We start from the raw sequence: 19,498 nt of genomic DNA, 5'->3' as shown, positions 1-19,498 counted from the left end.
ATCAGGATTGCGACTTTGGTTGCTGAAACAGCCGCTCGACTTCGTGCAGCACACGGCCCGGGAAGTCGCGCTTGGCGACTTCGTCCCAGGCCTTCGGCACTTCGTCTTTGACAAGCTCTTTCGGCAGCGCCGGTCCCCACAATTTGCGGATTGGCAGGCGCTTTTTGCTCTCACGCACGAATACCTGGCCGCCGAGCTTGTCGACGATGAACGTATGCGGAAACACCCGACGCGTGGCCCATGGTGCGGCCGATACGCCGGCCCTCACCTGGCGCGCGCCGAAGTCTTTCAGTCCGAGCGGTCGGCCCGACACGCCGATCGAGTATTCCAGATCGGTCGGCCTTGACGGATAGGTGCGGATTTCAGCGCGCACCTTGCCGTAGCGCAGGCCGGTCTGTTCGGCGAGCGCACGGCCTGCAGCGGTGCGCGCCTTGTTGCCAACCCAGTTGAGCGCACGCGACAGCGCCAGCGGCGTTTGCTTGCCGATCTGATCATAGACATCGCCGACCTGGATCAGTTCGCGGGCATCGATCGAGAGATTGAACATGATCGCTTCCCGTTAAGCCGCTTCAGTGAATGCGAGGCTTGCACATGCAAAACCCCGCTCGCTTTCACGAACGGGGCTTTGGGTTCACCTTTGCCCAGGAAGCATGGCACGAAGGAAGACAGAGTCCAGGACTTCACGCGTGCGCGCGTATAGAAGCTGGCCAATCGAGCCGACGTCAACAAAAACTTCTTGCGCGCCATGTCAAGCGCAGCTTGCGCGCGGCGAATTCTCGCCCAACGCTCAAGGCGTTAGTGACATTAAGTAGAAAATTTAGTTTTCGGCCAAACCGGCTCATCAAACACGATCGCCGGGCCTGCGATGTAGGGCAGCGTTTCGGGATCACGGTGCGGATTGCCGCGCAACGCCGCTGCGCGGAAGAGCGCCGTTGCCGCTTCATTGCGGCGCAAGTGCTTCAGGTGACTCTGTTCGTCGACAAACATGTCAGTGCGGCGATCTTTTTGCAGCACGACCACGTGCTCGGCGGCGCCGCCGTCCAACAGGTGGTTAACCACCTGGCGAACATCATTTGGACTAGGATGGCTTGGCAGCGTCGCCACACTATCGATCTTGCGGCCATCCGGCGTTAGCACACGATAGGCGACGTATCGCACGGTGCCGCCCCTCCTAGTCCCAGGCATGAAAGACCTCATCCACCACGGTCTTGTCGATCGCACCATCTCTTGCGAGCCGAGCGATCAAGACTCGGCGGAAACGCATTTCGGCCCTCCGAAATGACATGAACCGAACGCCGCGCTCCGCCGCATTGCGCCGCCGGGTCTGATATTCTTGATGGAAGAAGCTTAAAGCTCCGCTAGCTCTTGCGAGACGCAGACCACGTTCTAATTCAAGCGCCGTCTCTTGCGCACGTGCGATTGTTTTGTCGTGCTCGGCGTACTTGAGCCCCAAACTTCGCGCTGTTTTTCGTACATCACGCTGCTGCCGCTTCTTTGCTGTTCTTACTATGCGGCGAGCAACCCGGCGGTCACTCACCCAGATCAGGTCGTCGACCACACCATAGAATTGCTGGTGACGGTCCATCGCTGCTGCTTGCACTATTCGCGCTTCACCGCGCCCCATGACGATAGCCACCGCCCCAGTGGCCGCCAAGTACTGGAAAGCAACGCTCTCGATTGAAACAACGGACGCAGGTTCCGTCAAGCTGTCAGAAAATTGGACAATCGTCGCGTCGCAGTCCGGCGGCGATCGTGTCGAGGCCTTTGCGGTTCTCATTCCGCACTCCTTTTGCGCTACGTTTTAGCCGTCGAGCGATGGCGTGCAGCGGCACCTCACGCGCGCGCAGCATCGCAACGCGTTGGACAATTCGCCGCATGGCTGTGTCGTTCACATAGCGTGCTGGCCATACAATCGCGGCTTCCATGCGACTGATCGCGCCAGCGTCCGGCATCAAGCGCGTGCGGTTCTGTACTGCGGCGTCGCGCTCGCGATCGTACTGGTCATGGTCGGTCAGGTCGCCGAATTCATAGGCATATTCCGGCCATGCAGCGCCGTAACCTGGAATGATCAGACCAGGCAAACGGGCAAGCGTAGAGAAAGCTTGCACCAGGCGCAGACCGACATGCGGACCGTCCCATGCCGGCGGGATGTATTCCGGCGCCGGTCCGCTGCACTCCAGCGGGTTCCATTTCTCGGCCGCCGGGATCAGCTGCGCGACCTGGTTGAGCCTGGCGCGGGTCATGCGGCCACCTGGTCGAGCCGGTGATAGCGGCCGGCTTCGCGATCGAATTTCATCTTGATCATGCCCTTCTGACCGGTGCCTTCGAACTTGCACTTGGCAATACGAATTGCCGCTTCATCGCTGAAGTCATTCTCGCGGTGGATGATCAGAAAATGATCAGCCTTATTGTACCAATGCGCCGAGCCATCTGCGTCGTATGGCGTCGGTGCTCTGCCTTTGCCGTCTTTGCCGACCTCCTTTGTCGGATGGATCAGCACAATCACCATGACGCCGTAGTTGTGCCGAAAACGGTTTATGAGGCGCAACGCGCGGCCAGTGTACTCGGTCAGGGATTCGCGCGGGCCTCGCGATTGCTCAACCTCATTCCAAGGGTCGACCACCAGCACGCGGATCGCATGCCGGTGCACACAATCGACCGCACGTTCGATCAGCCAGTCGAGATAAACTTCGTCATCGCCCTGCCCGAGTGGATCTGATGCGATGAACAGGAAATGATCGTTGATCCACTGGTCGACCTCACGCAAAGCGTCGCGATCGAGATCACCGAGCGCGTTGCCGTACTTGGCACGCATGACCGGCGATGACATGCGCACGCGCCGAAGTTTGTCGCGCATGTGTGGCACGGTCGGCTCTTCCGGCGCGAACATCGCAATGCGCCAGCCGTATTGCTCCGCGAAGTTCGCTGCCAGGTTTGTGACCAACGCGCTCTTGCCATGACCCGGGATGCCGAGCACGAACATGATCTCACCGAGGAATGGCCGAACGTATTCGTCGAGCAGCGGCCAGCCGGTCGAATAGGTTTGCAGCGCTGGCAGGTCGGGGAATTCCGAAAGCGTGTAGACGCCATGCACTGGAAACGGCTTCGCCGCGTTGAGCACGCGCGCGACCTCTTCCGGACCATGCTTCGTGCGCACCGCGTTAAGGTCTTTGCAGCCATCGGGATACTCGACGAACATGCAGCGGCTCGGCAGCAAGCGTCGGACAAGCTCGGCGCGCAATCGCTTGCCGACCGGGTCATCGTCGGTTGCGAGCACGAAACGCTTGATCACCTTCAGGCGCTGTCGATTATTGAAGACATAATCGAATTCACCCTGCGCATCCTTGTCGACATCCAGCGGGTCGAGGTCTTCCGGATCACGGCCCATCGGCACTGTCGGACCGCCACACGGTACCGAGACGGTGAACGGGAATCCGCAGTCGATCGAGGTGAGCCCGTCGATGCGCCCCTCGGTGATGATCAGCGGCATGTGTCCATCGGCGAGCGCCGGATCGTCCATCACCTCGCAATTCCAGAACGTGCGCTTGTTGCCGTTGCGCTGCCAAATATCCTTGTCGCCGTCCTGCTTGTTCTCGCGGTACTCCTCCGCGACCACGACGCCGTGCTCTTCCGTCGGGAAGACCAGCACATTGCCGGCAGGATCAGGATCGACGCGATCGAACTTGCGCCGGTGCGGATTGTCCGGATCAGGCTTGAACAGCTTCCTACCCGTATACACCCCAAACCGAGCGGCGGTTTCCGCGCTGATCCCGCGTCCCTCGAAGAACTCCACGCCGATCCCGCCGAGAATTTTTTGGTTCATACAGTTCGCCTCCCTTCCATGGGCAGTGGTGACAGCGCCAGCGCACGCCGATCTCGGTGATCTCGACGCTAAGGCAGGTGTCGCGTTTTTTCTTTCGTGATGCCGAGCAGTTCGGGCACGTGGTGTAGAACCGGCCACGCCCTGGCATGCGTCGCGTTTCGATGCCGTGAGCGCGCAGGATGTCGAACGCGGTTTTCATATTCCGGTGTCCCATAGCTCGCCGCTGGTCTGACGACCTCGACCTCGGATGACGGCGCCGACGTACTCGCGCGGGTCTGCCTTGGTGGAAGCGTGTTCGATGGTGGCGCGTGCAAGCGCGACGTTGCCGCCGTGGTGTTTCTTGAGGTCGGTGATCAGGCCGCCGCAGTTCTTGCCGAGCACTTCGCGGCCTCGGCGGTATAGCTCGGCGTCCGGTGTTGGCGGGTCGGCTGGTGGCGGCTTGGCAGATGGTGCCCCTTGCACTGCAAACAAACCCGGCTCGGCGCCGCCAGGCGCCTTCCCGTTAGGGAAGGAAGAATCTTTCTTTTCCCTTTCCTTTTCCCTCGCATTGCACCCGGATTGCGAGCCGGATTGCGACCGCTTTGCGGGCGCATCTGCGCCCGCATTTAGCTTTTTCTTGTTTTCCCACCGCTTGTTAGCGGCGTTTTTCCGCTGCCTTAGTGCCTTCAAAGACTCTTTTACGGCCTTGCAGATGGTCGGATGATAGAGCCGGCCGTCACTACACTCGATGAATCCGCGCAGCGCCATTTCGCGCACGCTGTCGAAGTCCGGGATGTTGGCAAGCGACCGCAATGCGACCGCATCATTCGGCAGGGAACCGGCCGGCACCTGGTGCCAGGCGCGGCACCACAATGTGACTGCAGCCTTCGCGGCCCAGCCGTCAGCCATCGCCCAAGTGTCGCTGTTGAGAAGCGCGACCACGTCGAGCTTCATGTAATTCCACTTTCGCAGGTCCGTGCCGGCGGCAATGAGTGGCTTCGGTCGCGTGTCTGTTGGGCTGCCGGCCATGGCATCACCCGATGAATGCGTGCGCTGCCTGCTCCCGCTTCATCGCGGCAAGGTCGTCGTCGAGTACCGCATCGAACATGTCGTCGTCGATCACCGCGATCAGCAAATGCCGCACCAGGTCATCCGTCTTAAGACCTCGACGTCGCGCTTCGATGTCGAGGCGATCCTTCTTCGGCTTCGGCAGCAATACGCGCACGCGATGTTTGCGCAGGCTGATGCCGTGCTCCGACGCCTTCACGACCACAGAGCCGGGCGTCGAGTCCAATGCGTAAGCGATTTCGTCGACTGATGCTATCTCAGCCATGTTGCGTAGCTTGGTGATGGCTTCTTCATCCCATTTCTTGTTCATGGCATGCTCCCGGCTGTACGCGGTAGAAACAGGTCCGAAGTCTGGATGGCCAGCTTCGAATCCTGGGAGGTGCAGGCGTAATGCCAAAGCGCGCATGCATCGGCTTCGTTATCGTCCCTGACTTCCCAGCCGAACAATCGACAGCGCTGCATGGTCTCCCGCTTGGCGATCTCCCGCTTTGGATTGCGATGGATGAAGTGCAGCCGCACATCTTGCACCCGCGCCTTGCGCGCGTCGTGAATCCCGAGGTTGTGTGCGACGCCCTGGATGATGGCCGGCAGGCCATAGGCGATTTCGTCATTGCCGGCGCGGCTCTTGCCGCCGCGAAACTGCATCGGCTCTTCATAGACGTACTGATCCGGCGCGAGCTCGGTGAACATCGCCTGCGCCCAATTGATCGCGTGACCGAAGATCGCCTCATGCGAGGCGCCAGCGCTCGCAAAGCGGATCGAGCCAAAGCGCGGCTCCTCACCCGGACAGCCGAAACACCAGCCGGTGCGCCGAGCGAAGTCGAAGGTGAGAATCTTTTTCATGCCGCCTCCGGAGCTTCGTTGCCCCAGGACACCCATCCGGCGCGACCGGATCGCGCGTTAAGCTCAATCTTCGGCAGCGTCGGGAAATACGCTTCGATCAGTTCGTATTGCCAATCCGGCTTCTGGGAGTGCTCGCGCCGTTCGCCATGCTTGCTCGACGGCCATTGCTCGCCCATCGCAGGGCACGGCAGATTGCCTTTGATGCCGAGCAGCAAAAGCTCATGCGTTTCACGATTCCAGTAGCCAGTACCAAGGCCGTCTTTCGTCCAGGCCCAGTTCGTCACATATCTGTAGCCGCGCAGTTCGAGCACCTTGATCCCGGTCGAGAGGAAAGGATTCGGTACCCACATGAAGAGCGCGCTGTCATCGGCCGCGACCGATGCGCGTTCTTTGGTGCGCTCGACGATCTCTTCAGGCGTATGCGCTTCGGCCGCTGTCGGATAATGATTGCTTGCGTGTCGATCCATGCCGGTGATCCGGCTGAAAGTCTCGAAGTCCCATTCGAAGTCTTCGAGGATCACGCCGAACTTCTGTTCCGGCAGCGCCATGATCTTGGCGCCAAGAGCCTGCTCGCGTTGCGTGCGGCTTTCCTTTTTCCACCATGGCCGCGCGACCCTGATCAGGTCGGTAAAATAGAGAAGCCGGTCGTCAGCTCGCGCACGTTCGAAGGCTTTGATCAGTTCGGGATCGGGCAAGGTGCCGATGCGCTGCGCTTCGAGTGCTGTATCTTTCTGAAGCCCGATCTTCTTGAGGAAGGCGCGAAAAGATGTCGAGAGGCCCGACACCTTTTTCCCGCGACCAGGCCCTGTGCCGCGTTCGACCTCGGCCAGCAACTGCCCGAGCTTCCACCGCGCGCGCATGCGCGTCTCGTTGATTGGGCGTATTTCCTCTTTGGTGAAGAGGCCGGTGTCCTCCATGTAGGTCTGGTACGCCGCAAGCCGCGCTTCGATCTCAATCGCCTGTTTGGGATCGGTCGCATCGTCGAGCGTCAGCCACAACTGACGGGCGAAGACCTTGGGGTCTGAAACACGTTCGGGTGGTGACGTGCGATCTCGAACCGAGAGGATACCGGCCATCTTAATACCTCCGTTATACCCAGATCAGGAATGGAGGTGCTGGCCGTCGTCCTTTCCGGCGCCATTGAGCGCCGCAAGACCGAGCGGCAGATCGGCGAGGTCGCCAAGCTTCTGCACGATCAGATCAAATTCGTTCTGTTCGTCCGCCTCCAGATCGGTGCGGCACTTGTCTGCTTTTTTCAGATAATTGTGCTGTTTTACCTTAGCTTTCAGCACCTTCTTTGTGACGCCCGCTTCCTTGGCTTCGTCATAGACCGTCTTCATGTCGCCACGTATCGCGCGACACGTCTTCATGTATTCGCTCTGCGCTTGTTCCAAGCGCTTTTCGTGCGACAATATTTCTTCAAAGGCTTCACGGATGACTTCCGCATTCGGTTCGTTCGCTTGGGCGTCTTTCGCCATGGTCATTAGCTCCGCTTATCTTCTGTTCGACTTCCGAAACCCTCGGAAAAGGTGGTTTCCCTGCCCATAGCGCTGTACAAGAAATGGTAAGCTCGCCTTGACACCTCATCTGGTTTGAGGTGTTTTAGCGAAGCTCAACCAACGGTTGGCGGTGCCGGATAGATGTCGGGTCGAATGAGGTGCGGCGGTCTACCGGTGATGGAGGAGACCTTGAGCACTCGATTCACTGGGACCTGTTTCCACTGGAAGACAGCCTGGCGACGAATGCCAAGCTCATCCGCAATGGCAACTTCCAACCTTCGCTCACGAATAAGCGCGATGGTCGGGTCTTCCTTTGAGAAAGATCGCCGCCGGCGACGGCGCTCCGAGGTCGCGCTCTCACCCTCAGACATTTGGGGAGACCTCACTTTCGTTTTCGGCGCCCCGCTTTCATTAAATTAGAAAGACCCGCTTGACGTCAAGACACAAGAGGGAAGGAACAGGATCGTGTCCATCGTAGCCCCGTCAAAATGGGACAGCCCCGAACAGATCGGCCGGCGCTTGCGTGCAGTGCGCAAAGCCAGGGGAATGGTGCAAGCGCAGGTCGCTCGGCTGGCCGGCAAGACACGCGCTGCCGTCAGTCAATGGGAACTAGGCGAAGTACAGGCCGACATCAAAAGCATAGAACTCGTTGCTGCAGGTCTATCTTGCGATTTGAACTGGCTGATTTCCGGCGAGGGCAATCCGCCCGAAGGCGTACTGGTCAACGGCAGAAAGTCCAAGGCGAAGATCGGACGTCCAAAGCTCGCGATCGTGCGCGACCGCCCTGGCGTCGGTAGGAGCCGCGAGAGCATGCTGAAGCCGCTTTATCTTGGCGTGATCGACGAGGCCGCTGCCGGGATCGGCGCCGGCGACGCGACGGCTGATGCGAATGGGATGTTGGATTGGTGGCGGTTGCCGCCGCACGTGTTCAATGAATTTCGCTGCGATGCAGAGACATGTCGGCTCTATCGCGTACTGTCCGACTTGATGCATCCCTCCATCAAGCGAGGCGCATGGGTACTGATCGACCACGCGCAAAAAACTCCGCAAGACGGACAAGTCTTTGCAATCGATAACGGTTTCTCGATCATTTTGAAGCGGCTCTTTCTTTCGCCACAAAAAAAGAAGTCGCGCGAGATCACCTTGGTGTCGGATTCCGATCGGAACAATCGCATCACCGTTGCACTGCGCGACCTCAAGATCGTTGGTCGACTGATCGCGCAACTATCTCCCATCACTTAGAAATTGCAGGAAACTCGTCTGGCGTCTTGAGCGCTAAACCGTTTGGCGAGCGGTTTGGCGCTTTCGTTTGGCGGCTGTATTTTCGTTGTTTACGCAAGTCGCGCTTGACTCTGGCGAGCGTGGAGTCAGACTGACTCGCACGGCAGGGACATCGAAGCTCAAGAACAATAAGCCTGATGCTCTGGAGGCATGCCATGGCCATGTCCGCGCGCGAACGCCTGCTCTCACTCAATCACGAACTCGCCGACTACAACGAGAAAACGCTGCGCGCGATGGCGCGTCACGCGCCGGACCTTTTCGATCACACGGTCGAAGCGGCCATGACCGCGATCATCGGCACCATCACTGAAGTGAAGGGCGAAGACTATGTGCTGCGCATCCTCGACGGAGCGCGCCGGCCATGATGGTGATCCGTCCTTGGGACGGTAAGCCGATCAAAGAGCCCGGCATCTATAGCGGCATTCCGATCGACGTTTACCACGGTCCCCACATCTGCGACGGCTTCAAGCTGTCGTCGAGCGGCGCCAAGACGATCTTCTACGATCCGGCCAAGTATTGGCTGCAGTCGCCATACAACCCGCGCCGCCAGGTCAAGGTCTCGACGCGCGCCAATTCGCGCGACGAAGCCAAGCGCCTCGGCCGGGCCGCGCACATTCTCCTGCTCGGCTCCGAGCCGTTCTCCGAGCACTACGTCATCCACCCGACCGAGCTTCTGAATCCCGAAACCAAGCGCATGCGGAAGTGGCATGGCAACAATCCGGAATGCAAAGCTTGGCTTAAGACGGTGCCGGCCGGCATCGAAGTCTTGTCGGAAGACGAAGTCGAGGCAGTGCGCGGCATGGCGGAATCGCTCGGCTGGCATCCGCTGGTGGCCGATGGCCTGCTCAGTGGCGAGATCGAGTGTTCGATGTTCTGGCGCGATCCGGAGACTGGGCACTGGTGGTCAGCGCGGCCGGACGTGATCCCGACGCACTCGGGCGAGTTTGCCGACCTCAAGACCACGTCGTCGACCGAATACTTCAACATGCAGCGCGCGCTCAAAGACTTCGGATATGCGCAGCAAGCCGCGTTGGTGGTCGACGGCGCGCAAACCCTCGGCCTGCCCTTTGAGGCCTTTGTCGACGTCTTTGTCGAAAGCGAGCCGCCGCACAGTGTCGCCACCGAGCGGCTGAAGGACGCCGCGATTGATCTCGGCGCCAAGATGAACCGCGCCGCGATGAATCGCTTTGCCGAATGCATCGAACGCTACGGCACGCGCGACGACAGCCGCTGGCCTGGCCCGCGTGGCGAGCAACAGGATGTCGAATATCTCGATTTCACCGAGCGCGACCGCACCTTCATCGTCGATCGCCTGAAATTTGAATTTGGAATCGAGGTCGCTGCATGACTGATACCACGGTTGATCAGCGCGTCACGCGCGGCGATCTCGCCGCCGGCAAGGTCGACAAAGTGCTGTCCGATCGCACCGCGCTGGTCGCGGTCGACGACGTGGTCGGCGGCCTGAAGTTCGAAAACGCGCTGCAGATCGCCGAGGCCGCCAAGATCATGGCGACGGCCGGATCAATGCTGCCGCCCTGGCTGCAAGGCAATGTCGGCGGCTGTTGGGGGATCATCCTGCGCGCGATCGAACTGCGCATGTCGCCGATGACGCTGGCTTCAATGACCTATGAGGTCGAGAACAAAGGCGTCAGGCAAGTCGCCTATATGTCGAACTTCTTCCGCACGATCGTCGAGCAGCGCGCGCGGATCAAAGAGAAGCGCCTGCGCACGCGCTATGAGGGCACCGGCGATGACATGGTGTGCTTCGTCTATGCGACCTTCGACGGCGATGACCAGCCATGCGAGTGGCCACCGCGTGAGGCCGCCGAGCAGTACACCCTGAAAAAGCTCCGGCCTGGTCGCAACGATCGCGGCCAGATCAGAGGCTCGCCGCTATGGGAGACCAAGCCGGCGCAGCAAATGTTCTATGCCATGAGCCGCGATTGGGCGCGCGTCTATTGCTCCAGCCTGGTCGCCGGCATGTACACCGAGGAAGAACTGCGCGAGCAGGAAGCACGCGCGCAGACTGCCAAGGACGTCACGCCGCACGACAAGCAGCCCGAGCTTCGTTCGCGCCTGCGTGGCCGTGAAGGGCGCGAAGGATTCCACACCGACATTTCCAGGAGCATTGACAACGCGATCTCGCGTGCGCGCGGCGGTCCGACGCTGGCGCCGATGCTCCAGGGCGAGGTTACCGAAAACCGCGACGGCACTGAGGGCGAACGTCAGCCCCCTGCCCAGTCCTCGGACGTCGCGGCACCGCCGGCGGCTGAAAAGTCGTCGGCGGACCAATCTCTTTCATCGGCACGGACGCGGAAAGCCGGCGCCGGTGAACCCGCCGGCGATGCAGGTCCTCCAGATACGAGTGAGCGTGGTGCATCGTCGGCGGACCAATCCAAGTCATCGGCAGGTAACAGTGGACATGCTGCCGATGAATCCGCCGGCGACGATCCCCTGCCTCCTTCGTCGTCGGCGGGTCAGTCACCGCTTGCATCTGAGAAAACGCAGGCAGACGCGCCCAAGGCCTCGCCGGCCAATCACGTGTGGTGTGTCCGTTGCGGCATGTACTTTGCCGTCGAACCCGACATCTGCGTTTGCGGTAGCGGCGATTTCTCAACGCAGGCCACCGAGCCGGCGAAGGCCGCTGCGCATCAGCGCGGACTCGACGATCGAAAAGCCGAACGCAAGCGCTCGGCAACGCCGCCCGAATGGCGTGGCCCGGAAGCGACAGCACTTGCCCTCGCATGGATCGAAGGCTGGAGGGAAGAAGATGACCGGCAACGCAGCGCCACTTGATCGCGTGCACCACGTCAAATGCTGGCGCGTGTTTTTCGACGACATGCAGACCGGGCGGAAGTCGTTCGACGTTCGCCGCGATGACCGTGACTATCAGATCGGCGACATCATGAACTTCAAAGAGTGGGCGCCGGCCGAGACCCGGTACACCGGGCGCGAGACGCGCAAGCTGATCACCTACATCGTGCATGCAGGCGAAGGATCATTCGCGCCGCTCGCCGGTCTGAAACCTGGCTTCTGCGTGCTCGGCCTGGTCGAGGTCCCGGAGGTGTGAGCGATGATGCGCCCGCAGACCATCCACCTCGGCTATGAAGACGGCACTGGCCTGCCGGTCGCGATCCCGCTGCAGCACCTGGCGGTGACCGGGCAAACCAGGCTGTCGGGCAAGACGACGACGCTGGAAGCGCTGGTGACGCGCGCCGGCCTGCCGGCGATCACCTTCATCACCAAGCGCCACGAAGGCGGCTTTGCCAACGCGCGCCAGGTCCCGCCCTACTTCCGCGAGAAGGCCGATTGGACCTTCGTTGCCTCGGTGCTCGAAGCGACGCTGCGCGAGAAGATGCGCTTTGAACGGCCCTGGATCATGCGGGTCTGCAAAGGCGCGATGTCGCTGCGCGACGTGCAATATAACGTGCGCGAAGCAATGCGCTCGGCGAAGGGCCTCGCCGCTGACGTCTATCTCACGCTCGACCATTACCTCGACATCGTGGTGCCGCAGGTCGCTGGGCTGCCGATCGGCCGATGGGCGCCGATCGAGCCCGGCGTCAACGTCATGGACCTCACCGAGTACCCGACCGAGGTGCAGGGCTTGGTGATCCGCAGTGTGCTCGAATACGTCTACATCAATTGCACCAACACGCTGGTCGTGATCCCGGAGGCTTGGGAATTCATCCCGCAGAACCGTGGCTCGCCGGTGCTCTATGCGGCCGAGCAGCTGATCCGCAAAGGCGGCGCCGGCGGCAATTTCGTGTGGCTCGACAGCCAGGACATCGCCGGCGTCCACAAGAACATCCTGCGCCAGGTCGGCGTGTGGCTGCTCGGCGTGCAGCGCGAGATCAATGAGATCAAGCGCACGCTCTCACATATCCCGGCCGGCGTGCGCAAGCCGACGCCCGACATGGTGCGCTCGCTTGGCATTGGTCACTTCGTCGCCGCCTTCGATCGCCGCGTCACCATCACCTATGTGCAGCCGGCCTGGATGCCGGAGGCGACCGCGATTGCGATCTCGAAGGGAGAAACGCCACTCGAAAGCATGGAGGGCCAGACCGTGAATGAACAGGAAGCCGCCGAACTGCGTGCCGAGAACGCCCAGTTGAAGGGCGAGGTATCCCGCTTGCAATTGCTGATCGAGGAAATGACGCGCGCGCCGGCGCCGGTCGCCAGCGATAGCCCGCCACTGCCGAGAACGGTGCCCGAGCAGAGCGACAAGCTCATCGCGATCGATGACGATCTCTATGAAGCGCTCAAGCAGCGGCTGCTCGAAGACCAGGTCGTGCTGGCGCTTCTATCGCAGCGGCGCGAGATCGAAGTACGGGTCGAGCGGCGCGTGCTACAGGTCGACGGCGCCACCACCAAGGGCCGCATCGCCAGGCTGATCAGCGAAGGCTTCTTCGATGCCGGCGCCACCAACTCCGGCACGCGGACCGAACTAAAGCGCACCGGCGCCGACGCCAACAATGCCACGATCGCCCGCGTGTTGAATGATCTGAAGGCCGATGGCTTCCTGACCGAGGAAGGCGACCGCTTTCGCGCCGTGGTCGGCATGAAGGTTCACGTGGTCGATGCTGGAGCGCGCCATGCTGCATAGCGTTGACGACGGCGACACCATCGTCGAGGCGCCGGCCGATTGCCGCTGCCTGCACTGCACGGTGCAGAAGGTGCTCGCGCTGTTGCATCCAACCGGCGTCCCCAGGGATCAGATCGATAAGACCATTTCGATTGACCCTGACTTTGCGGCCAAGGCCCTGATCAAGATCGTCGGCATCTTCAGCGTGCTGCTCGACGATCAAGACTTCTCTGACTTCATCATGGCGCTGCACGAAGAGCGCGAGAACGCGCGGGATGAACCGCTGTTCGAAAGTCAGCTGCCACCGGCGGGGAATGCATGACCGAGTTTGATCACATCAAGGCTCTGAAGGAAGAGATCACAGGCCTCACCGAGGTCAGGGCGACGCTCGGCAAGGAAGAGCGCTATGCCGAAGAAGCTCTTGGCCTGGCCGAAGCGAAGATGAACGCACTCCGTAAGTTGCGCGGCTTTGTCGACATATCGATCGCCGACAAGCGCGAGCAGCTGCGGCGCCTGGAGCAAGCTGATGACCAGTCCAACGAAACCACCTCACGGTGAGCGCTGCAACGGTTGCGGCGAATGCTGCAAAGCAGAGCTATGTCCGCTCGGTTACGGCCTGTTCGGTTACTGGCAAGGACCCTGCTCGGCTCTGGAGCCGGTGGTCGGGGATACCTATGCCTGCGGCCTGGTGCAGCATCCGGAAGTGTACCGCATGGCGAACACGCTGGTGCACGGACGCGTGCGCATGGTCGAGGCTGCGCTGCTCTTGATCGGCGCCGGGCGGGGCTGCGATGCGCAGCTATCGAATGAACCATACAACGAGGAATTCGGCCGGCACATGCGGGCGAACAGGTCGCCGGAGCACGTCATCACTCGCGCGCTGAAGGTGTGGGGAGTCGAGGTGCGGAGGGTTCTGTGATGGCCGAGGGCGATGGCAGGTACTTCGCTTGGGTTCGCTGCGTCGCGCCGTGGACCGAGCCGAAGCTGCATCCGCAGATCATCCGAGACCTCGGCGTGGTCGACTACATCGAGACGCAACAGCGCCTGACGCATGAACGGCGCTTCGCAATTGTCGGGGGAAAGCACGTGCTCAAGATCGAAGAGTACGACCTGACGATCGCGCAGCTGGAGACAATCTATCCAGCGCCGCCACTGAGTGAAGAGCCCTAACCAGGAGGATGACATGCTGCGACGCCAACCGACTGCCGCCAAAGTCTTCGACATTGCCGAGGTCGAGCAGGACATCGAGGAAGGCATGCGATCGATACACCCGAGCGACCGCCCCGGCGACTTTGCGCCGCCGGTGCTGCGCACGCCGGCACCCCAGCTGCCTGGCTATGTCTCGCATCGCGACGACGTTTCCGAGATTGGCAAGCTGTCGGCCGAAGCCATGGTCAAGCAATTCGATGACGCGGCCAAGGAGATCGAGGCCATGGCGAAAGAACTGACCGATGCCGCCAAGCGGTGCGAGCAGATGGTCGCCGGCGCCCATGAGGCCGCCGGCAAGTGCATGGAAGTGGCGAAGACCTATCGCGAGCAGGGCAAGCGCCACTTCGCCGAGATCGAGGCCTGCTCGGCGATGACCGAAGAGGTCCGCAAGACCTGCGATGCGATGATGGCCAAGATCACTTCGCCGGTGACGCTGTCGTGACGATGCACGCCGCATTCCCGTACCTGGTGGCGGCGGCACCATTTGCCGTCGTCATGATCGCCTCTCTGCTCTGAAGCGCGGAGGACACCGAATGGCCGAGCACATGGAGAGACTGCCGATTGAGGCCCGCAGCGTCGAATGGCAGGCGATGGAGGAGAACTTCCGCAAGCAGGTGATCAGGATGTCTTCGATCGCGCTGCGGACCACGATCTTCCGCGAACTGCCGAAGAGCGAGCAGATCGAGTGCCTGATCGCCGGCGTGATGACCGGCCTGATGTGCTCATGCCTGGCGACCGTGAAGCCGGAGACCTATCAGATCGTCGAAGACTACATGGCGCGGTGCGTGGCCGTTGCACGCACGAACGCGGAAGAACTCCTCCGGCAAGCAGGGAGCAAGTGATCATGCGGCTCGCCACCATCGCGCTCGCGCTTCTCGCCACAGTACAGACCGCCGAGGCTGCACGTCATTGCCTCAACCGAAGCGAAGCGGCGCGCACCTGGCCGACGCGCCAGCTGGTCAAGGATGCCGATGGCTGTTGGACATACGAGAAACGGCGCCGGGAGGCTCCAAACCCGGCGACGGCGGGCGACGGTGTGAAGTTGGAACAAGCCCTTTCTTCCCAGTCGCCCGCACCCAATGCCGTCACGCCGGCCGACTTCAAACAATGGTCCGATAGCTTCGCAGCCGCAGCGGCGGCGATGCCGGCTGGCAAGCTCCAGCCGGCGAAGTTCGAAGACCGGCCGATGATGGACCGCTGGCCCGAGGTCCGCGAAGTGACGCTGCCGGCTGCCGAGCCATTCGTCGAGCCTAAGCCGCTGATGACCGCGCGGAATGTCGCCATGGTGATCGCGCTCATGCTCGCCCTGGTCGCGGTGATCGAGGTGACGTTCGGCGGCATGATCCATAGGAGCAAAGCGTGAGCGACAACGAAAAGCCGAAGGTTGGAATCGTCATGGGCACCGGCGCCGGCGGCTTTCGCGCGCTGACCGGCGCCGGCCAGGCCGAGGTCAAGCGACCGGTGCCGATCACGCCGGACGTCGCCGGCCTGCACGGCTGCGCCTGGAAGTGCAACGTGCCGGTGCTATTGGCGCTGCGCAACTTAAAGCTGGAAGACGACGCATGCCTTGGCATGTGGGTGATCGAGGCGCCTTGGGCGCATCCGATCTGGCATAGCTATCTGATCACGCTGGTGCACCTGCGGCCGATGCCGAACAAGCCGCCGCCGATCATGCACCTGGCCGAGGCCACGCACGAATTCCTGTTGTATGCGACCGATCCGGACGCCGACCGCGAAGCGATCATCCGAGGGCAGCTACTGCCGTTCGAGGCGATGCTGACGCCGGTGAACTTCGGCGCGCAGCTGGTCGAGGTCAGTGACGACCTGGCGATGGCGCGCATTGTCAAAGCCATCCAGGAAATTTGCGACGGCCGACTGTCGCCCGATACCGACCATCAACGGCAATGGGTCGACCGGTTCGGCAACAACATGATCAAGAAGGAATTCCGCTGATGCCGGATGACCTCGACGTCGACCGCGAGGTCGACCGCATCATGGCGCTGCTCGACGTCGGCCTCGACGCCGTGAAGAAAGGCGACGGCGATGTCGCGGTGATGGCGCTCGAAGAGGCTTACGCGAGCGCCAAGCGGCTGCCGCCGAAAGTGATCTGCCTGCCCGATCGATCCGGGGAGAAACCGTCATGACACCGCAGCAAGTCTCAGAACTCAAATTCGTTGCGCTCCAGAATGACAGCGCGGTGCTGCATTCGGTGCTGCGACTGCGCGACCAGTTTGCGAGCGACGAGGCATGGGCGGTATTCGCAATCACGAAGCTCGCCGAGGAAGGCAAGAGCTATCGCGAGCGCTTGCAGCGTCTCACCGCGAACTCACCGGTGCCGCCGGCAATCCTGGAGCGATGACGATGAAGTCGCTCTATACGCTGGTCGGGATGAAGTACCGCAAAGCCGACGCGCTGGTCGCGTCGCTGCCGCAAGGTGCGGTGCTGCGGCTGCGCCGCGACCGCGACAACCAGCATGATCCGTTCGCGGTGGCCGTCTATTTCGGCCATGACCATGTCGCATTCATCAAAGGCACCGAGGTGGTGCAGCTGGCGCGGTGGATGGATCAGAACAACCAGGATCACTTGTCGGCCAGGCTGACCTTTGACGGTTCGCGCTGGCCGCATGCGGAGGTCGATCATGACCGAACTGACCAGCAATGAGCACCTGTTATTGACCTGGCTCGCCGAGGGCGATTGCCAATACGGTGAGTGCTACGGCCCATCCCTCGATACCCTGATCGCGAAGGGTTACGCCGTGGTCGGCGGCGAAGAGACCGGCTTCGAGAACGGCTTCATCGCGAAGGGCCGCGACATCATGTATCGCGCCGTGAAGATCACCGACGCCGGGCGCAACGCGCTGTTTCAATGAGGCGCGGCGATGACACCGAGGATGCGCGAGATCATCAGACAGGTGGCGGCCGAGCACGGTCTGCACCCGGTCGAGGTCGCGACCAGGAAGACCAAGTCGCGCTATGTCCTGGCGCGCGTTGATGCCGCCAGGCGGCTGCGCGCCGCCAGATACTCGACCATGCAGATCGGCGCGGCCCTCGGTGTCGATCACTCGACGGTGTCGCTCTATCTCGGCCACCACACGCGCAAGCAGCCGCCGACCATGGGCCGCTGGCACAAGCCGCACGTCCGCTTAATGCGCGGATCGCGTTTGCGGGCCTTCCTGCGCGGCGAGAAGCTTTCCGACTACCTGGCGCGGCAGCTGGCGCTGCCGGCGCCCGACTCGGCCCAGAAGCCGCCCAAGCGGCGCCGGCGCTACCTGGTGCCCTATGCCGGCGCCGGCCCAGACTATCAATGGAAAGTCAGGAGTCCATGATGACCAAGGTCGCAGAGAAACAGCCGCTGGTGACCGAAGCCGAAGCGCCCGCTGCCGAGGTGAATGTGGACGGTGGCAGGGCGACCGGCATGCAGCCGCGCGCGATGATGACCCTGGAGCAAATCCTCGCGTTGATCCCGGTCAGTCGCACGACGCTGTTTCGCATGGAAAGCGAAGGCCGGTTCCCTAAAGGCGTTTACATTTCTGGCAATCGTAAGATTTGGTTCGCCGACGAAGTGATCGGCTGGCAGAACGCGGTGAAGCTCAAAGGCTCTCGGAACCGGCCGCCGCGCGGTGGCGGCAGGCCCCGCTCGCAAAACTAGCTGAAACATGCTGTTTAGGGCTCAAAGTAGGGCTCAGAAAAGCAGCGATGAAAAAACATCAACGATTAGTGCCACTTATTGTCGCTTGCGCCCTGTTCATGGAAAACATGGACTCGACGGTCATTGCGACCTCGCTGCCGGCGATCGCGGCTGACATCGGCACCAGCCCGCTGACGCTGAAGCTCGCCATCACCTCCTATCTGCTGTCGCTTGCGGTGTTCATTCCGGCGAGCGGCTGGACCGCCGATCGCTTCGGCGCGCGCATGGTGTTCTCGATCGCGATCGGCGTGTTCATGATCGGATCGATCGGCTGCGCGCTGTCGCAGAACGTCACCCATTTCGTCATCGCTCGCATCCTGCAAGGCATGGGCGGGGCGATGATGACGCCGGTTGGGCGGCTGGTGCTGTTGCGCTCGATCGACAAGAGCGCGCTGGTCAATGCGATGACATGGGTGACCGTGCCGGCGCTCATAGGCCCCGTGATCGGCCCGCCGCTCGGCGGCTTCATCACCACCTATTTCTCCTGGCATTGGATCTTTTTGATCAATATCCCGATCGGGCTGCTCGGCATCTTCATGGCGATGAAATACATCGACCCGATCAAGAGCGAGGATCCCGAGCGCTTCGATCTCTACGGGCTGGTGCTGGCCGGCATCGGGCTTGCCGGCATCGCCTTCGGCCTCTCGGTCGCGGGGCTCAACCTCTTGCCCTGGCCTGTCGTCGCGGGCCTCGTCGCGGTCGGCACAATCTCGATGACGCTCTACGTCATGCATGCGAAGCGGACGGGATCGCCGGTACTGGATTTCTCGCTGCTGCGGCTCTCCACCATGCGCGCCAGCATCATCGGCGGCTTCCTGTTCCGGCTCGGCATCGGCGCGCTGCCGTTCCTGCTGCCGCTTCTGATGCAGGAAGGCTTTGGGCTGACGCCGTTCCAGTCCGGGCTCGTCACGTTTGCCTCGGCGGTCGGCGCGATGGGGATGAAGACGGTGGCCGCGCGTATCATCCGTGCCTTCGGCTTCCGCTACATGATGACGGTCAATGCCGTCATCAGCGCGGTCTTCCTCGCGGCCTGCGCGCTGTTCACGGTGACGACGCCGCTGTTGCTGATCTTCATCATCCTGGTCGTCGGCGGCTTCTTCCGCTCGCTGCAATTCACCGCGATCAACACGGTCGCTTATGCAGAAGTCGAACCGCCGCAGATGAGCCGCGCCACCACGCTGGTCAGCGTCAACCAGCAACTGGCGATTTCGGCCGGCGTCGCCGTCGGCGCGTTCTCGGTGGAATCGACCATGCTGTACCGGCATGTCACCGAGCTGAGCGCCGACGTGTTTCCGCCGGCATTCCTCGTGGTCGCGGTCATCTCGGCGGTGTCGGCCTACTTCTTCTGGCAGATGCCCGACGATGCCGGCCACGAAATCTCGGGACGCAAGGTCGTGGAGATTTCGAGCCGCAAGGGGGCGGAAAAGGCAGCGACCAAGAAGGCCAGCGAAGGCACCGAGGACGCGCGCGATCAGCGGCTGGGCTAGCTCGGGGTGAGCCCTCCGCGGGATTGTCCCATTGCGCACC

The 19,498-nt window shown here is 61.8% G+C and carries 31 protein-coding genes; 21 read left to right on the top strand and 10 right to left on the bottom strand.

What is annotated here, in order from left to right; all coding sequences use genetic code 11:
* Position 1 precedes the first annotated feature (1 nt).
* The 10 genes from LMTR21_RS17545 to LMTR21_RS17500 form a co-directional block, all read right to left on the bottom strand.
* Positions 2 to 547: a hypothetical protein gene (locus tag LMTR21_RS17545; protein WP_065755226.1), complete on the bottom strand. Its 546-nt coding sequence runs from the start codon at positions 545 to 547 to the stop codon at positions 2 to 4.
* A 257-nt stretch (positions 548 to 804) separates the two neighbouring features.
* On the bottom strand, positions 805 to 1,158 hold the full coding sequence (locus LMTR21_RS17540; RefSeq protein ID WP_141688512.1) for a hypothetical protein: 354 nt from the start codon (positions 1,156 to 1,158) through the stop codon (positions 805 to 807).
* A 13-nt stretch (positions 1,159 to 1,171) separates the two neighbouring features.
* The gene (locus LMTR21_RS17535) at positions 1,172 to 1,777 is read right to left on the bottom strand and encodes a hypothetical protein (RefSeq protein ID WP_141688513.1); all 606 of its coding nucleotides are present in this window, start codon (positions 1,775 to 1,777) and stop codon (positions 1,172 to 1,174) included.
* The gene (locus LMTR21_RS17530; protein ID WP_065755229.1) at positions 1,710 to 2,243 is read right to left on the bottom strand and encodes a DUF6362 family protein; all 534 of its coding nucleotides are present in this window, start codon (positions 2,241 to 2,243) and stop codon (positions 1,710 to 1,712) included. The genes LMTR21_RS17535 and LMTR21_RS17530 overlap by 68 nt, the downstream gene beginning before the upstream one ends.
* The gene (locus tag LMTR21_RS17525; protein WP_246175654.1) at positions 2,240 to 3,961 is read right to left on the bottom strand and encodes a DnaB-like helicase C-terminal domain-containing protein; all 1,722 of its coding nucleotides are present in this window, start codon (positions 3,959 to 3,961) and stop codon (positions 2,240 to 2,242) included. The genes LMTR21_RS17530 and LMTR21_RS17525 overlap by 4 nt, the downstream gene beginning before the upstream one ends.
* Positions 3,962 to 4,018: 57 nt before the next feature.
* A complete protein-coding gene (locus LMTR21_RS17520; RefSeq protein WP_210250580.1) occupies positions 4,019 to 4,756 on the bottom strand; it encodes a hypothetical protein in 738 nt (245 codons plus the stop codon).
* A gap of 79 nt (positions 4,757 to 4,835) precedes the next feature.
* The gene (locus LMTR21_RS17515; RefSeq protein WP_065755232.1) at positions 4,836 to 5,180 is read right to left on the bottom strand and encodes a hypothetical protein; all 345 of its coding nucleotides are present in this window, start codon (positions 5,178 to 5,180) and stop codon (positions 4,836 to 4,838) included.
* On the bottom strand, positions 5,177 to 5,713 hold the full coding sequence (locus LMTR21_RS17510; RefSeq protein ID WP_065755233.1) for a hypothetical protein: 537 nt from the start codon (positions 5,711 to 5,713) through the stop codon (positions 5,177 to 5,179). Before LMTR21_RS17510 ends, LMTR21_RS17515 begins: the two co-directional genes overlap by 4 nt.
* A complete protein-coding gene (locus LMTR21_RS17505; protein ID WP_246175653.1) occupies positions 5,710 to 6,546 on the bottom strand; it encodes an MT-A70 family methyltransferase in 837 nt (278 codons plus the stop codon). Before LMTR21_RS17505 ends, LMTR21_RS17510 begins: the two co-directional genes overlap by 4 nt.
* Positions 6,547 to 6,813: 267 nt before the next feature.
* Positions 6,814 to 7,191, bottom strand: a complete 378-nt coding sequence (locus LMTR21_RS17500) for a hypothetical protein (RefSeq protein WP_141688514.1) — start codon at positions 7,189 to 7,191, stop codon at positions 6,814 to 6,816.
* 486 nt (positions 7,192 to 7,677) lie between these two features.
* Between LMTR21_RS17500 and LMTR21_RS17490 the strand changes: the two genes are divergently transcribed.
* The 21 genes from LMTR21_RS17490 to LMTR21_RS17390 all read left to right on the top strand — a co-directional run bounded on the left by LMTR21_RS17490 (position 7,678) and on the right by LMTR21_RS17390 (position 19,458).
* On the top strand, positions 7,678 to 8,454 hold the full coding sequence (locus LMTR21_RS17490) for an XRE family transcriptional regulator (RefSeq protein ID WP_141688516.1): 777 nt from the start codon (positions 7,678 to 7,680) through the stop codon (positions 8,452 to 8,454).
* Positions 8,455 to 8,648: 194 nt separating this feature from the next.
* Positions 8,649 to 8,858: a hypothetical protein gene (locus LMTR21_RS17485; protein ID WP_141688517.1), complete on the top strand. Its 210-nt coding sequence runs from the start codon at positions 8,649 to 8,651 to the stop codon at positions 8,856 to 8,858.
* Complete coding sequence (locus LMTR21_RS17480; RefSeq protein ID WP_084030852.1) at positions 8,855 to 9,841, top strand: PD-(D/E)XK nuclease-like domain-containing protein; 987 nt, start codon at positions 8,855 to 8,857, stop codon at positions 9,839 to 9,841. Before LMTR21_RS17485 ends, LMTR21_RS17480 begins: the two co-directional genes overlap by 4 nt.
* Positions 9,838 to 11,289, top strand: coding sequence for a recombinase RecT (locus LMTR21_RS17475; RefSeq protein WP_065755238.1), 1,452 nt, complete (start codon positions 9,838 to 9,840; stop codon positions 11,287 to 11,289). Before LMTR21_RS17480 ends, LMTR21_RS17475 begins: the two co-directional genes overlap by 4 nt.
* Complete coding sequence (locus LMTR21_RS40045) at positions 11,264 to 11,563, top strand: DUF3850 domain-containing protein (RefSeq protein WP_065755239.1); 300 nt, start codon at positions 11,264 to 11,266, stop codon at positions 11,561 to 11,563. Before LMTR21_RS17475 ends, LMTR21_RS40045 begins: the two co-directional genes overlap by 26 nt.
* A 3-nt stretch (positions 11,564 to 11,566) precedes the next feature.
* Entirely contained in the window at positions 11,567 to 13,096 is a 1,530-nt protein-coding gene (locus LMTR21_RS17465; RefSeq protein ID WP_141688518.1) for a type IV pilus assembly protein FimV, read from the top strand.
* The gene (locus LMTR21_RS17460; protein WP_065755241.1) at positions 13,071 to 13,397 is read left to right on the top strand and encodes a hypothetical protein; all 327 of its coding nucleotides are present in this window, start codon (positions 13,071 to 13,073) and stop codon (positions 13,395 to 13,397) included. Before LMTR21_RS17465 ends, LMTR21_RS17460 begins: the two co-directional genes overlap by 26 nt.
* Positions 13,394 to 13,633 carry a hypothetical protein gene (locus LMTR21_RS17455; RefSeq protein ID WP_065755242.1) on the top strand — a complete coding sequence of 80 codons (240 nt, stop codon included), beginning with the start codon at positions 13,394 to 13,396 and terminating at the stop codon, positions 13,631 to 13,633. Before LMTR21_RS17460 ends, LMTR21_RS17455 begins: the two co-directional genes overlap by 4 nt.
* Positions 13,602 to 13,994, top strand: coding sequence for a hypothetical protein (locus LMTR21_RS17450; protein ID WP_141688519.1), 393 nt, complete (start codon positions 13,602 to 13,604; stop codon positions 13,992 to 13,994). Before LMTR21_RS17455 ends, LMTR21_RS17450 begins: the two co-directional genes overlap by 32 nt.
* Entirely contained in the window at positions 13,994 to 14,245 is a 252-nt protein-coding gene (locus LMTR21_RS17445) for a hypothetical protein (RefSeq protein ID WP_065755244.1), read from the top strand. Before LMTR21_RS17450 ends, LMTR21_RS17445 begins: the two co-directional genes overlap by 1 nt.
* 13 nt (positions 14,246 to 14,258) lie before the next feature.
* The gene (locus tag LMTR21_RS17440) at positions 14,259 to 14,726 is read left to right on the top strand and encodes a hypothetical protein (RefSeq protein WP_065755245.1); all 468 of its coding nucleotides are present in this window, start codon (positions 14,259 to 14,261) and stop codon (positions 14,724 to 14,726) included.
* Positions 14,727 to 14,817: 91 nt separating this feature from the next.
* The gene (locus tag LMTR21_RS17435; protein WP_065755246.1) at positions 14,818 to 15,126 is read left to right on the top strand and encodes a hypothetical protein; all 309 of its coding nucleotides are present in this window, start codon (positions 14,818 to 14,820) and stop codon (positions 15,124 to 15,126) included.
* 2 nt (positions 15,127 to 15,128) lie between these two features.
* Positions 15,129 to 15,647 carry a hypothetical protein gene (locus LMTR21_RS17430; protein WP_065755247.1) on the top strand — a complete coding sequence of 173 codons (519 nt, stop codon included), beginning with the start codon at positions 15,129 to 15,131 and terminating at the stop codon, positions 15,645 to 15,647.
* Positions 15,644 to 16,237 carry a hypothetical protein gene (locus tag LMTR21_RS17425; protein ID WP_065755248.1) on the top strand — a complete coding sequence of 198 codons (594 nt, stop codon included), beginning with the start codon at positions 15,644 to 15,646 and terminating at the stop codon, positions 16,235 to 16,237. The genes LMTR21_RS17430 and LMTR21_RS17425 overlap by 4 nt, the downstream gene beginning before the upstream one ends.
* Positions 16,237 to 16,428 (top strand): hypothetical protein, encoded by a 192-nt coding sequence (locus LMTR21_RS17420; protein ID WP_065755249.1) that lies wholly within the window; start codon positions 16,237 to 16,239, stop codon positions 16,426 to 16,428. Before LMTR21_RS17425 ends, LMTR21_RS17420 begins: the two co-directional genes overlap by 1 nt.
* Positions 16,425 to 16,643, top strand: a complete 219-nt coding sequence (locus tag LMTR21_RS17415) for a hypothetical protein (RefSeq protein ID WP_065755250.1) — start codon at positions 16,425 to 16,427, stop codon at positions 16,641 to 16,643. The genes LMTR21_RS17420 and LMTR21_RS17415 overlap by 4 nt, the downstream gene beginning before the upstream one ends.
* A gap of 2 nt (positions 16,644 to 16,645) precedes the next feature.
* Positions 16,646 to 16,945: an HIRAN domain-containing protein gene (locus LMTR21_RS17410; protein ID WP_065755251.1), complete on the top strand. Its 300-nt coding sequence runs from the start codon at positions 16,646 to 16,648 to the stop codon at positions 16,943 to 16,945.
* Positions 16,923 to 17,153 carry a hypothetical protein gene (locus tag LMTR21_RS17405; protein WP_065755252.1) on the top strand — a complete coding sequence of 77 codons (231 nt, stop codon included), beginning with the start codon at positions 16,923 to 16,925 and terminating at the stop codon, positions 17,151 to 17,153. The genes LMTR21_RS17410 and LMTR21_RS17405 overlap by 23 nt, the downstream gene beginning before the upstream one ends.
* Positions 17,154 to 17,162: 9 nt before the next feature.
* Entirely contained in the window at positions 17,163 to 17,609 is a 447-nt protein-coding gene (locus LMTR21_RS17400) for a hypothetical protein (RefSeq protein WP_084030856.1), read from the top strand.
* Positions 17,609 to 17,932, top strand: a complete 324-nt coding sequence (locus tag LMTR21_RS17395) for a helix-turn-helix transcriptional regulator (RefSeq protein ID WP_187399362.1) — start codon at positions 17,609 to 17,611, stop codon at positions 17,930 to 17,932. The genes LMTR21_RS17400 and LMTR21_RS17395 overlap by 1 nt, the downstream gene beginning before the upstream one ends.
* 47 nt (positions 17,933 to 17,979) lie before the next feature.
* Positions 17,980 to 19,458 carry a DHA2 family efflux MFS transporter permease subunit gene (locus LMTR21_RS17390; RefSeq protein ID WP_065755255.1) on the top strand — a complete coding sequence of 493 codons (1,479 nt, stop codon included), beginning with the start codon at positions 17,980 to 17,982 and terminating at the stop codon, positions 19,456 to 19,458.
* The last annotated feature ends 40 nt before the right edge of the window (positions 19,459 to 19,498 follow it).

This window comes from Bradyrhizobium paxllaeri (assembly GCF_001693515.2).
In the GTDB taxonomy this organism is placed as follows: domain Bacteria; phylum Pseudomonadota; class Alphaproteobacteria; order Rhizobiales; family Xanthobacteraceae; genus Bradyrhizobium; species Bradyrhizobium paxllaeri.
The sequence above is the reverse complement of the archived record's forward strand: the minus strand, read 5'-3'. Positions and strand labels throughout refer to the sequence as shown.